General features: G+C 63.3%; 11 protein-coding genes and 1 pseudogene. 11 read left to right on the forward strand and 1 reads right to left on the reverse strand.

Features of this window, described 5'->3' with window-relative positions; genetic code table 11:
* The first annotated feature begins 1 nt into the window (after position 1).
* From MLD24_RS19420 to MLD24_RS19440, 5 genes are all read left to right on the forward strand, one after another.
* A complete protein-coding gene (locus tag MLD24_RS19420; protein WP_248168718.1) occupies positions 2-553 on the forward strand; it encodes a phage head completion protein in 552 nt (183 codons plus the stop codon).
* A complete protein-coding gene (locus tag MLD24_RS19425) occupies positions 553-1,107 on the forward strand; it encodes a hypothetical protein (RefSeq protein ID WP_248168719.1) in 555 nt (184 codons plus the stop codon). The genes MLD24_RS19420 and MLD24_RS19425 overlap by 1 nt, the downstream gene beginning before the upstream one ends.
* Entirely contained in the window at positions 1,104-1,559 is a 456-nt protein-coding gene (locus tag MLD24_RS19430) for a hypothetical protein (RefSeq protein WP_248168720.1), read from the forward strand. The genes MLD24_RS19425 and MLD24_RS19430 overlap by 4 nt, the downstream gene beginning before the upstream one ends.
* The gene (locus tag MLD24_RS19435) at positions 1,559-2,314 is read left to right on the forward strand and encodes a phage tail tube protein (protein ID WP_248168721.1); all 756 of its coding nucleotides are present in this window, start codon (positions 1,559-1,561) and stop codon (positions 2,312-2,314) included. The genes MLD24_RS19430 and MLD24_RS19435 overlap by 1 nt, the downstream gene beginning before the upstream one ends.
* A 64-nt stretch (positions 2,315-2,378) precedes the next feature.
* Positions 2,379-2,531, forward strand: a complete 153-nt coding sequence (locus MLD24_RS19440) for a DUF7210 family protein (RefSeq protein WP_248168722.1) — start codon at positions 2,379-2,381, stop codon at positions 2,529-2,531.
* Between the two features lie 44 nt (positions 2,532-2,575).
* Here the strand turns inward: MLD24_RS19440 and MLD24_RS19445 are convergent, their stop codons facing one another.
* A complete protein-coding gene (locus MLD24_RS19445) occupies positions 2,576-2,794 on the reverse strand; it encodes a hypothetical protein (protein ID WP_248168723.1) in 219 nt (72 codons plus the stop codon).
* Positions 2,795-2,931: 137 nt separating this feature from the next.
* Here MLD24_RS19445 and MLD24_RS19450 point away from each other — a divergent pair, with 137 nt between their 5' ends.
* The 6 genes and pseudogenes from MLD24_RS19450 to MLD24_RS19475 form a co-directional block, all read left to right on the forward strand.
* Complete coding sequence (locus MLD24_RS19450) at positions 2,932-6,465, forward strand: hypothetical protein (RefSeq protein ID WP_248168724.1); 3,534 nt, start codon at positions 2,932-2,934, stop codon at positions 6,463-6,465.
* A complete protein-coding gene (locus MLD24_RS19455; protein WP_248168725.1) occupies positions 6,462-6,860 on the forward strand; it encodes a hypothetical protein in 399 nt (132 codons plus the stop codon). Before MLD24_RS19450 ends, MLD24_RS19455 begins: the two co-directional genes overlap by 4 nt.
* Positions 6,861-6,863: 3 nt before the next feature.
* A complete protein-coding gene (locus tag MLD24_RS19460; protein ID WP_248168726.1) occupies positions 6,864-10,193 on the forward strand; it encodes a hypothetical protein in 3,330 nt (1,109 codons plus the stop codon).
* Between the two features lie 16 nt (positions 10,194-10,209).
* A complete protein-coding gene (locus MLD24_RS19465; RefSeq protein WP_248168727.1) occupies positions 10,210-10,683 on the forward strand; it encodes a hypothetical protein in 474 nt (157 codons plus the stop codon).
* 2 nt (positions 10,684-10,685) lie between these two features.
* Positions 10,686-11,558 (forward strand): LamG domain-containing protein, encoded by an 873-nt coding sequence (locus MLD24_RS19470; RefSeq protein WP_248168728.1) that lies wholly within the window; start codon positions 10,686-10,688, stop codon positions 11,556-11,558.
* A pseudogene (locus MLD24_RS19475) lies at positions 11,555-13,131 on the forward strand (hypothetical protein); the annotation flags it as partial. The gene MLD24_RS19470 and the pseudogene MLD24_RS19475, both read left to right, overlap by 4 nt.

Here is a 13,131-nt window from a genome sequence, read left to right on the forward strand (position 1 = left end):
TATGCAGGCGGGAAAGCTGAAGGACCGGGTGACGTTGTACGGCGCTCGCACCGGGGCGGGTGAGCCCAGCTGGCCGGCGATCGGCTCAGCCTGGGCTGGCTTTCAGGAGCCGCGAAGCGTTGGTCGCTCTGAGCAGACCGGCATCCGGGCCGTTGACAGCACGTTTGTGCGAATGCGGTACCGGGCCGGTATGGAGCACGGTCAGCTGATCCAGCGAGGTGCTGACTGGTACATCGTGGAGTCGGTGGAACCAGGCCAAAGCCGCAGCGAACTGGCCATCTCCGCCCGACGGATCATCGGCCAGTCGGCGCTGTATCGACAGAGAGGTGGCGCTTCCGACGTGTCGGTGCTGGCGTTCCTGACGCGGGAGAACATCTACACGGGCCCGATGAACGAGCCGCGGCACCAGATCGAGCTGTTCCAGCCCCAGTTGCCCTACCCATGGGGCAGGCGGGGTGACCAGATCACGATCCGGGGCGCGACCTACAAAGTGGATGGCGTTGTCGAAGGCAGCGACGACGGCATCACCCTGCGCGTCATGGGGACGCTGTGATGGCGGGTCGCAAACCGGGCATTCAACTGGACGGCCTGCTGTCTGCCGTCGAGAGCCTGGAAGGGCAGCCCCAGGCCATCCGCCGGGCGTCCCGGGCGGCGATCAACGATCAGGGGCGGGACAGTAAGCGGGAGCTGGCCCAGCGAATTGCCGGGGATGGTATCTCCCGGGCCAAGGCCGGCGGGCAAATCGATCTCAAACGGGCGTCGAACAAAGACCCCGTCGCGGTGCTGGCGCCGACCAGTCGCCGGATTCCCTTCCGTTATTGGAAGACAACCACCAGGACAACCGACAGCACCGGAACCCGCGCCAGCGTGTGGATTCGCAAGGGCGGCCAGCTCATGCGTGTCTGGGGTTTTGTGAACCCCAGGAGCAAGCGCCGAAAAGTTCTTGCCCGATATCGAAAGGCTGGCCAGGACCGGGTCCGGGAGGCGGCGGGCCACAGCATCAAGTTGCACTTTCAGGCGGCCGCCGATGACCGGTACCGGGCAGCGGTTGGTGAAAGCCTGAGTGACAAATTCATCAAACGGTACAACGAGCAGCTGAAAAAATGAGCGCAAAGTCAACGCAAGTCATCAACGAGGTGATCCGGCGGCTTGGTGATATCCGTGTCGCCAATGGGTACTTCACCGAAGTTGCCGGCGAAGTGATGGGCGAGGACCCGGCGCTGTATCTCGATGAGCACCAGGCATTGCCGTGTATTGGCGTGCGGAACATCTCAGACCGATTGACCACGCAGGGCTGGCGGGCGACCAACCAGACCCGAACGATTGAAGTGGTGGCCTTTCTTGACCGCGAACCCGATGGCCGCGCCCGTCAGGACGAGCTGCTGCAGGACATCTACCGAACCCTTTTCCGGCCGGAAAGCCTGAAGCTCAACGGCCTGGCTGTCGAGATCGAAGCCGGCGAGGCTCAGCTCGACGATATTGAAATCGGCACGTCGGTCCTCCCGATCTACCTGCCGATCACCTTGACCTACAGCACCCTGAATTGGGAGGAAAGATAATGTCTTACAAAGACACAGGACTGATCTTCGCCGGCAACATCTACCTGGCGGTGATTGAAAATGATGTGGCCACCGACTTCGTTGGCCCGGTCAACGTTTCGCGACTGGAGCTGACGCCGCCGCAGCCGGAGTCAGTCGATCGCACCAGCTTCCAGCGTGACACCTATGGTCAGGTACTGGACTCGGTCAACCTGCCGGGTGAAGCGCCGCGACTGGCAATGGACTTTGACTCCCTGCCGGCCGGGCTGCTGGCCGACGCGCTGGCGGGCACCAGTGAAGACTACAGCGCAGCGGTCCAGACCGTGACCGGCGAGGCCGTCACGCTGGCGGAGGGCTCCTGGCGCAAGCTGCCGCACGATCATATTGATCCGGCCTCCATGGTGGTGACCCTAGAGTCAGACGGCACCACCGTGCTGGTTCGTGATACTGACTATGAGGTTGAGGCCGCCAGTGGCCTGGTACGGGCGCTGAGCCCCGCCGGTGCCGCGGCGGTAACCATGGATTACGACACCCTGGAAACCACCGGCCAGCGCATCCTGGGGGCAACGCAGATCTCGAAGCGTCGCCAGATCATCATGGACGGCAAGAACCTGGTCACCGGCAAGAATGCCAAGGTCACCATCCACAGCGTCTCGTTCAGCGCCAGCCAGGCGCTCGACCTGATGGCCCGCGAGTTCATCACCGGCACACTGGAAGGCACCATGACCACGCCGGAGGGCCAGGGCGCGCCATTCGACATCGTGATCCAGGAGTAATCCGGACTACCCAACCGGGCGGCCAGGCCGCCCGATCAACCGTCTGATCGAGTAGGAGCACAGCATGACGAAGACAGCAGAAACCAAGCCGGACCTGGTGTCCGTGACGTTGAAGAAACCGCATCGCCATAACGGCAAAGATTACCGCGAGGGTGAGCGGGTGGAGGGGCTGACCAAGGCGCAACTGGAGCGGTTGCGCGTTCGTGGTGTTGTTTGAATGAGCCAGGCCCGGGCGGTGCCTGGGCCTGGCAGGAGTGGCTGTCACTCGTTGGGTTTAAGTAACTTGGCGTTGATGGCGCGCCAAGTTATTGCTGTAACAGGTTCAAAGCTGGCGGGATCTCTCGGGGTTACTGCTTGAACTGGAGGTTTGCATGATTCGTTGACGATGGCCATCGCCTCCTCCTCAGACGAGGCGTCAACAACTATCGGTGTTTCGAGTGGCTTGTCGCAGACTAGCACTTCAACAGCATACTTACTCATAGGCTTTCTCCTTACTGACTTATTGATAGATTGCAAGCTTATGCCTTGCAGTTTGTTAGACAACAAAGTGGTTTTTCTCTCAAAACTAGATCAACTCCGAACCTGCCTCGGCAGGTTTTTTTGTGCCTGGAGCAATCATGGCAACCAACCAGAAACAAGAAGTTGAACTGCTGATCAAGGCTGGCACGGAGGGGTTGCGCTCCATTGCCCAGTTGGTCAAGGAGCTGGACGCGCTGGGGGAAGACACCGGCGAGGCGAGTGAGCAGCTACAAGGGTTGGCCGGCAGCCTGGCGGAGCTGAAGAACCAGCAGGCCCTGGTCAAACAGTTCACCGATCTGAAAAGCCAGACCCGGCAGCTGGCAGATGAGCAGGCTGAGGCTAAGGAGCGGGCCACCGCCCTGGGCAAAGCCCTGGCTGCGACAGAGCAGCCAACAAAGGCGCAGCGCCGGGAGTTTGAGCAGGCGAAGAAAGCTTCGAAGGCGGCTGGTGAGGCCTGGCTGGCCAATCAGCAACAGCTGAACCGTTTGCGCGGAACGTTGGATGAGGCGGGAATAAGCACCAAAGATCTTGGTGGCGAACAGGTCCGGATTCGAAAGGAAATCGCTGGGGTTAATGGCGAAGCTGAGGCCCTGGCCGGCAAGCTCAAGGAGGTGAAAACGGCCTCTGAGTCTGCTGCAAGCGGGATGTCTCAGTCTGCGGACAGCGCCAAAGATCTTGCCAAAGAGGCGTCTGGCACGGCCACACGCCTGGCTGCATTTGATGGCGCCCTTCAGGATATTGAAGCCAGTGCAGGTGACCTGAAATCCCTGAGCGGCCTGGTTCAGGAAGTCGACGGCCTGGGCGTGGATAGCGGCGACGCTGCACGAAAGATCGAAGGCATGGCTACCACCCTTGAGAGCCTCAAGGGGCAGCAGCAGTTGGTGACTCAGTTTTCGGCATTGAAAGCTGAAACGCGCCAGCTTGCTGAGCAGCAAGCGCAAGCCAAGTCGCAGGCCACGGCACTTGGCAAGGCGCTGGCGGCCACGGAGCTGCCAACCAAAGCACAACGTGAAGAATTTGAGCGCGCCCGAGACGCAGCAAAATCCGCTGATGAGGCGTGGCTCTCCAACCAGAAGCGCCTGAATGACCTACGGGGCGCACTGAAGAATGCGGGCGTCAGCACCAAGGACCTGTCTTCCGAGCAAACTCGAATCCGCCAGGAGCTGGCTCAGGTCAATACCCGCGCATCCCAGTTGGCAACAGGCCTGTCCAAGGTGCGGGATCAGGCAGAGGCGGCGGCGGACCGATCAGAGCGCTTGGCCGTGGCATCGGAGAAGGCCCGGAAAACCCTGGGCAAGATCGGCGGCGTTGTAAAAACAGTGGCGACGGGTCTTGCTGGTCTGACGGCAGCCGCCGGCGCCTCTATCGCCGGTCTAACGCTTTTCAGTCGCCGTCAGGCAGATATCGCAGAGGAGCTGACAAATACCTCCAAGGCGATTGGGGTGAACCGAGAACAGCTACAGCTGTGGCGTATCGCCGGAGAACGGGTTGGCATTTCTGGCGAGCAGATGTCCAACATGCTGCGAGATGTTAGCGAGCGCCTGGGTGAACTCTCGCGCACTGGTGGCGGCGAGGCCGCTGATGTATTCGAGACCCTGAACCTCAACATCCGAGATTTTCGCGATCTCCGTCCTGACGAACAGATGCGGCGGCTGGCGCAGGCCATTGGCGAAGTTGGTTCCCAGTCCGAACAAATTGCACTCCTAGAAATGCTGGCCAGTGATGCCAGCCAGCTGCAGCCGCTCCTTGAGAACAATGCGGCCGGACTTCGTGCGATTTTCGAAGAAGCCCAGCGTGAGGGGGCGATCTACTCAGAAGCAGAGCTGGACAAACTGAACCAGGCCAGCGACATCTACAACAAGATCGACCTGAAGCTGAAGGGGTTGCTCAACCGAATCGGCGCCGAATTGGCCCCCGCTGTAGCTGAGGCGACCGATAAGGTTTTGGAGCTGTTCGGAACGAGAGGGGAAGGCGACAAGCTGATTGAGGTGTTCAAGCGCCTTGTTCAGCAATCAGGTGACTTCGTTAAGAACCTGGCTGAGAACGGTCCGGAGATTGTCGATCGCTTCCGCACTATTACCACGGGCATCCAGCTCATGGGCAGCGTCGCAGCGACCGTCTTCAACGGCCTGATGACAGCCCTGTCCACCTTCATGACGATGCTGTCAGGCTCGCTCTCGATTATTCCAACCCTCGCTCAGGGGGTGGCCTCGGCGATCGAATCGGTCGGCCTGATCAGCGAGGAGAGCTACGGCAAGGTTGCGGAATTGGCCGAACGGGCCCGTCAAAAGACCAAGGAGCTGGCAGCGCAGACGGCAAACTATGCCCGCGCCACTGTAAGTTCTGGAAAGGGCGTCACCGGGGCGTTTGCCGAGATCGAGACATCGGTCGAATCAGCTGGGCAGCAACTTCGTGAGACTGAAGAGCAAGCCGAAAAAACTGGCGACGCCATAGGAACGATTAAGCCGCTCCCCTACGACCTCGAGGAATCTGCCGACGGTGCCTCCGAGGCCACGAAAGAGCTGCGGGGTGAGCTGCAAGGGCTGCAGCAAGATCAGCAAGAGCTGCAGGAGGAACAGAGCGGTGTCGGATCAGAGCTGAAAGACGGCTTCAACGAGGCCGGCGACTCCATCAAAACCGCTGGCGACGAGACGGAGAAGGTCAAGGAAAAAACCGAAGATGCCGCCAAAGCCGCCGAGGAAGCGCGGAAGAAGTTCCTTGCCGCCTGGGGCGCAGCGTTTGGCAAAGCGCTCACCGATGCGAGGGAGAAGGTCACCGCGCTGTCGTCCGCGGCTCGCAATCTCTTTGAAATGAAGATTGGCGGGAACGCCTTTGTCTCGGAATCCGAGTCTGCCGCGGAGGCATTGGAGCGCGCAAGCAAGCGCACTGATGAGCTCGCTGCCGCCCGGCGGCGCCTGATGTCCAACAGCTTTTCCGCCTGGTTTGCTGACACTGCGCTGGCCGCTGCCGAAGTGGAAGAGAAGTTCTGGGCTCAGGCGGTGGCCATGGAGAACCTGCAGGAGAAGATCGAGGCTGGCAGTTATAGCCTTGAGGATCTCAATTACGCGAGCGAGACAGCGGCAAGCAAGTTCGACCTGCTGGACGATCAGCGCCTCAACGGACTGCAGGGCGCCATCGACGCCGCCAAGCGCAAGCTGGAAAGCCTCAGCGATTCAGCAGACAGCACCCTCAACAGCCTTCGCCAACGGCTTGCGGACATTCGCGGCGATACCGAAGAGGCTCAGCGTTTGCAGTTTGAGGCCGAACGCGAGCGACTGCAGGAACAACTGGAAGAAGCACGCCAGGCCGGCGCCAATGCCGCCGCAGCCGACTACCAGGAAGCGCTGGACACCCTGGAGAAGATCAACGCCATCGAGCAGAAGAACCGGCGCGAGGAAGACAACGCCCGGGAGCGGGCGGCGGCTGATCGGCAGCGTGAGCAGGAGCGAGCAGCCCGGGAGCGCCGGGAGGAGCAGCGGCAGATCAATCAGCCCGTCACTTCCGCAACGCGCCAAGTCGAGACCGTCCGCACAATCAACGTGAACCTGAACGGTGAGACCTTTCGTCTTCTTGAAGACGATGAGGACGCTTTTGTGCGGGCATTGGAGCGAGCGCGAGGGACCTTTCAATGATCACGCTATCTGATGGCTTGGCCACAGTGGAGCTGCCCTATGACCTGGTGTGGACGGATCGCAACTGGTCGCCCGTTGCTCAGTCATTCACTCGCAGTGTGACCGGCGCCGTCATCATCATGGAGGCGTCTGGCCGGGAGGGGCGGCCGATCACTCTTGAGCCGCCACGGCGAGGGGGCGGGTGGTGGCCAATGCGCGAAGAGGCCCAGATCCAGGTGTGGCTGGGCACTCCAGGCCAGACGCTTACCTTAACGATCCGGGGCAGCACCCACGCGGTGCGGTTCCGGCACCATGACGGCGGCGCGTACACCAGCCAACCGCTGTGCGATTACACCGATCCACTGCCCGAAGACTTTGTCATCCCCACTTTCCGATTCATCACCGTGGAGCCGTAGTCGATGCCCATTCAGCAAGCCAACATCAAGATCCTCGCCAGCCAGCAGATGGACGATGTGCCAGAGGGTGGCGGTGCCGCCACGGGCCTGGAGATCGTCGACGGCGCGATGAACAACGTGTTCCCGGACGTCAGCGACCAGGACCGGGCCATGGGACGGTTCCAGCTGCGCAAGCTGTTCCTGGCGGTCCGTACCCTGAGCACCGACCGGTTTGGCAGTGCCCGTATGGTGGTGACCGCTCTGCCCGACGACCCGGCGGTGGGCTACACCCTGTTCTCCACTAACGACCCGTTTGATGTCCGCGACCAGGCGGCGAGCCGGGTAGAGGCCTATCTGTTCAAGGCCGGCATGTGGCCCGGAGCGCTGTATGAGAAGCACATCACCGGCATGCGCCAGATCCGGGTGATCCAGCGGGTGGGCAGTGAGCTGCCGCCGATTGGTAAAACCCTGTGCCTGGTCCAGCACGAAGACCAGCAAGGGGAGGTGGAGCAGTACATTCGGGTGACCGATGTCTCGGTGTCGGAGCAGACCTTCACCCACAGCTACGGCCAGGAGTACGTTCGGTGGATCGTGACCCTGTCCCTGTCAGACGCGCTGCGCCATGACTTCGAGGGCCACGAGGTGAATCTGAAGGACGATTACAATTACAACGTCGGAGCCCGCCTGCGGGACACCACGGTCGCCGATGCGACCCGCTACCACAGCGCCCAACGCACAGCGGAACCGGTAGGGATCGGTGACCGGACCATCCGGGTGGAGTCGATCTTCTCCCAGCTGGTGCCCTCCGCCCAGGCCGAGACCCCCCTGGTTAACCAGCACCTCAACCCGGAGCTGAGCGTGACGGTCAACGCCGGTACCCGGTCGGTTGAGATTCCCCAGCAGGCGCAGACCCTGGCACGGCAGGTCACCGCGGCCAATCGCCGGCTGAACTGGATCGAGACCCTGCCCGTAGCGCCGGCCCCGGGTTCCCTGTCGCTGAGCTACATGGCCCAGGGCAACTGGTACACCCTCACCGACGATGGCGCGGGCATCCTCGCGGGCAGCGATCCGGCGTTCGGCACCGGTACCCTGGACTATGTGACCAAGGCCCTGTCAGTCACGCTGGGGGCGCTGCCCGATGCGGGCTCGATGATCCTGATGGTGTGGGGGACGACGGTGCATTACCTGCGCCTGTCGGGTCCGGATGCCATCAACGCACCCCGTCCGGAGATCCGTGGCACCCTGGCGGATGTGCCGGTGGATGTGGGCTCAGTGTCCTTTGAGTGGCTGTCCGGCGGTGCCACGAAGACCGCCGCCGCCAATGCCTCTGGCGTTATCACTGGCGCGGCCACCGGCTCGATCGATGGTACCACCGGCGAGTACACCCTGCAGGTGAGCCAATTGCCAGATCGGGGTACCCCACTGTCGATCACCTCCTCCAAGCTGGAGGCCCAGACACCCGGCGAGGTGGTGCGCGGTAACGACACCTTGCCCGTGGCAACCTCCCTGGTGCTCTCCCATACCCCCGATCCTGCCACGCTGCGGCTGTTGATTCCCTACAAGGACTACAGCGTGCGGGCCGAAGTGGTGGCCGGGGAAGTGTGGGTGAGGGCATGGCGGGATGTCCATGAGCAAAAAATCGGGACGCTCTCTGGCAACACCATCACCCTGGATACCTTGAGCCTTCGAGTCACCGTGCGCTCCTGGCTCGCCATTTCCGGCAGTGGCACCGAGACCCGCGTCTGGGGCGACCCTTTTGAGACAACGCGCACCTTGGACCCAACTCAATCGATCACGGCGGAGTATGTGGTCCAGGGTGTCCCAACCACGCCGGCCACGGTAACCGAGACCCAGACGATCGACACCCTGGTGGCTCGCCTGACCCCCACCTCAGCCGACCGCACGGTAGCGGATTCCGTGGAGCTCACCCTGGGCGGGCAGACCTACCAGGACCGGGCCGGCCGCATGGTCACCAACCTCGACCCGGCGACCGGCGCGGCCCTGGATGCCGGCACCTTCGATTACGGCCTGGGCGAGGCAACGCTGAGCTACTGGGCCGATGGCCAGGACGCCACAGTGGGCGTGACCAGCTTGCTCACCGTGTACGGCGACTGGACGGCCACCGAGGGCTTCTTCCGAACGGCGTCCGCCCCGCTCAAACCCGAAGCCCTGCAGATCACCGGTACCGCCGTTGATGGTGAGCAGCTGATCGCCACCGCCAACCCGGATGGCGACGTTGTGTCCGAGTACATCCAGGGCACCGCCGACTACACCATCGGTGTCGCCCAGGTGACCTTCGGCAAACTCGTGCCCGACAGCAGCCTGACGCCGGAACAGAAAGCCGAGCCCTGGTACGACCCGGCCAACGTGGATGGCGACGGCAACATCTACCAGCCGCGCCCCATGCTGCCCAGCACCCTGCGTTACAACGCGGTGGCCTACCGCTACATCCCGCTGGATGCGGACATCGTCGGCATCGATGCTGTCCGTCTGCCGTCCGATGGCCGGGTACCCATCTATCGGGCGGGCGATCTGGTGATGATCATGCATCCTCAGAACGAAGCACCGCAGACCGTGGCCACTGGCGATGTGGTGGCGACCCGGCCTCGCGTGGCCTGGGTGCGGGTACTGGATGCCAACGGCGCCGCAGTGGTGGACGGCTACAGCCTGGACCGTGCCACCGGACACCTGACCTTCAACGACGTGACCGGTGTGGCGATGCCGATTACCGTGCGTCACACCGTGGCGGACTTGCGGCTACTGACGGACGCGCAGATCAACGGCTACCTGGAACTGTCCCGCCCCCTGAGCCATCCCTTCCCGGCCGCAGAAACCATCGTCGCCAGTTGCTTGCTGTTCGGCGACCGACGCGCCCGGGTGAGCGCAACCTGGGATCAGGAGACCTGGAACGAAACCTGGTCCGACAGCCCTCAGGGCAAAGAGGCCACCGCGACCCTCAACCTGATCGATCACCCCATCACCGTGACCAACGAAGGCTGCGACACCGACCGCTGGGTGCTGCGCTGCACCAACGCCGCCGCTGACCAGTGGGAGCTGATCAGCGAAAAACGGGGCCTGGTGTGGTCCGGTACCTACGCCCCCGGGGGTGACGACGTGGCCCCCATCAACCCCCGTACCCGGGGCACCGACGGCCAGGGTGGGGTGCCCTACATGCTGATCCCGGGCCAGGCCAATGGCGGCGGCTGGGAGACCGGCAACGTGGTGCGCATCAACACCGTCGGCGCCATCGCCGATTTCTGGGTGGCTCGCTCCATTCAGCAGAGCGATGTGCCCGTAGGCGACGGCGAAGACGGCACCGAGCTGTACGCCCAGGGCAACATCAACCGGCCGTAAGGTAGAGGCGATCGCAATGGATCTTTCACCAGAACACCTGGCCGCCCGCCTCGAGGCCGCCCGGGTACCCGCACTTACGGCCAGCCTGGCGCTGCTGCAACAGACTGACCCGCAGTCCGCCGACCGCGCCTGCATCGAGCTTTATGGCACCGCCCGGCCCGCCGCGGGTGATCCACCCGGCGGCACACCCATCGTGGTGATGACGCTCACCGCATCCGCCGGCTCGGTCGATGAAGCCGCCATCGAGCTGCAACTGGCAACGCCCATCGCCGGCCAGATCACCGGTGCCAATCCTGCCACCGGCACCATCCCGCTGTGGGCCCGCATCAAGACCCCTGGTGGCGGTTGGTGGTCCGACGCCAGCGTGACCGTGGAAGGCGAGGGCGGAGAAATCCAGATGCCACAGACCGGCACCGAAGGTGGCCAGCCCGTGGCGAGACTGTTCAACGGGGCAACCGCGCGGCTGTCGTCGGCGGTGTTTGGGGGGTAGTTATGGCGGGAAATCCGCATTTCGCCAGTGTGGTCTTGCAGCTTCACTGTAATGGCGACTTCGAGGACTCCTCGTCTGCGAAGCGTACTGTAACGGGGCATCATACCGTCGGATTTGTCCAATCTGGCGCTTTGTTTGGCAAGTCGTTGTCGCTCAACGGCAGCAATCAATATGCGTCGGTCAGTCATGCCCCCTCTCTGAGTCTCAATGGTCAGAACCGCTACACGATCGATGTGGCCATTCGAACCAGCCAGTCAGGCCGGGTACAAACCATATTGACCAAACGATCTTCTGCGAATGAGTACGCGCTGGTTATCAACACCGACGGCCATGTTCAGTTTGTGGCGTGGGGCAGCGGTGGACAGTTGCTGATCAGTGTTGCGTCTACAACGACGGTCAGCCTGAATGCGTGGCACCGGATTCGGATTGGCTTGAATCAAGGCGCTTGCTATCTATTTCTGGATGGCGTTAAGGAAGACGAGACACTCTTCACTGGCGCGATTGAAGGCACGGAGACGGATCTGTTCATTGGTCGAGACCCTACCCGGGTCGACCGACATTTCGCCGGGCTTCTGGATGAGTTAAGGCTTACCGAAGGCGTTTGCATCACGACGGATGACTATTCGCTTGATTCGGCTCCATTCCCCGATATTGGTGTTATCACACTTAGGGGCAACGCGACGACGTCCGCCGGTATGGCTGTCGACCTGGTCCGGATCTTCGAGTGGCCTGCCGGCAAGATGGTGGCAGCGGAGCAACCTTCGATCACTGGTGACTGGGGCAGTGCGCAGCCGCCTGGGGTCTATGGGATTACCTACATCGCCACGGACTGCCAACCGGTCACTCACGGTCCGTACACCGTAGAGCAGCCATGAGCTACACCCCGCCCGCCTTAACCAACCCGGTCACCTTAAGCCCCGACTACACCCCACCAGACCTAACCCTCCCCGTCGTCCTGGGCACCCCCCAAACCCCAGGCGGCCACCTGCAGGCCAACCTGCCGCCCCCGTCACCAGCCATCACCCTGGCCGCCACCGGCCAGCAGACCCTCGATGGCCAACTGGCAACCACCCTGGCCACTCCCCAGCCCACTTTAGAACCCCATCTCCAGGGCGAGGTAGGGTGGGTCGGAACCCTGGTCGCCGGCCTTCCGGCACCATCGGTACCGGCGCCCGATCTGACGGCAAGCCTGGCTCAAGACCTGGACCTGCCAGACACCGACGGCGCCCGCACCCGCGCACCGCATCACACCGACATGCCACGGCTCTCCCTGGCGCAACGGCTCCAGCAACAGCAGGCCAACGCCATCCGGGTACCAAGCCACTGGCTGCACCAGCAGGCCCTGGCCCGGGCGGGTCGGCTCACGGGCCGATACGCAGAGACACGCCACCTGCGCCGGCCACTCACCGCGCCACACCAGCACGGCCTGGCCCTCAACGCATCGGCCGGCTGGGGCCACGCCGATGCCCTGCGGAGCCGGGAGCGGTTAGCTGCCAGGCACCAGCAGGCGCTACCGGCCAATGGCCATGCCCAGTCGGGCTGGGCAGACACGATCAAAGTCCGGCGTGGGTGGCGACTGGCGGAACAGCAGGGCCAGTTCCTCCGGCGGGCGCTGGGCATTGATACCCGCACCGCCTGGCCCACAGGTGCCCACATCCGCCTGCGTTGGCAGCAAGCCGACGACCCCGCGCCCGGCTACTGGTGGCCGGTCTACCAGCCGCCCGGGCTGCGGGTGGTTATCCCGTGCACCGGTGATTACAGCCCACGCCCACTGCGCTGCCCGGTCATTCTGGGGGCGGACTACCCGCCCCAGCCACCGTGTCCGGTCGAGCCGGACTCCGACACCCTCATCATCCCCGTCAGGGAGGAATACTACGTGCTTAACACCGTCACACTCGCGCTGCTGGACGGCACGCCCCTGCCGGCGGCAGAGTTCAGTGCGTCCATCGACGTCGACAGCTGGACCTGGTCCTGGTCGGCCCGTCTCCCGGGCAACGTGTTGCCCCTCATCGCCCCTGGTAACACCAACCGCACCGAGATCCTGGCGACCCTCAACGGCGAACCCCTGCGCCTCACCGTGGCCACCATCCAGCGCGACCGCCGCTTTGGCGAGGCCTGGTTACGAGTCAGTGGCCGTGGCCGGGCCGACGTACTCGCAGAGCCCGTGGCACCGGTGATGGCCTTCAACAACCCCAGCGAACGCACCGCCCAGCAATGCCTGAACGACGCTCTGACCACCAACGGCGTGCCCCTGGGCTGGACTCTGGACTGGCAGATCGAAGACTGGCTGGTCCCGGCGGGCCTATGGTCCCACAGCGGCACCTGGATCAGCGCCGCCACCCGCCTCGCCGAAGCCGGCGGCGCCTACGTGCAGGCCCACGACACCAACCAGGTGCTGCGCATCCTGCCCCGGTACCCGACACTGCCGTGGCACTGGGCCACCACAAC

This window comes from Marinobacter xestospongiae, from assembly GCF_023156385.1.
GTDB classification, from domain to species: Bacteria; Pseudomonadota; Gammaproteobacteria; order Pseudomonadales; family Oleiphilaceae; genus Marinobacter; species Marinobacter xestospongiae.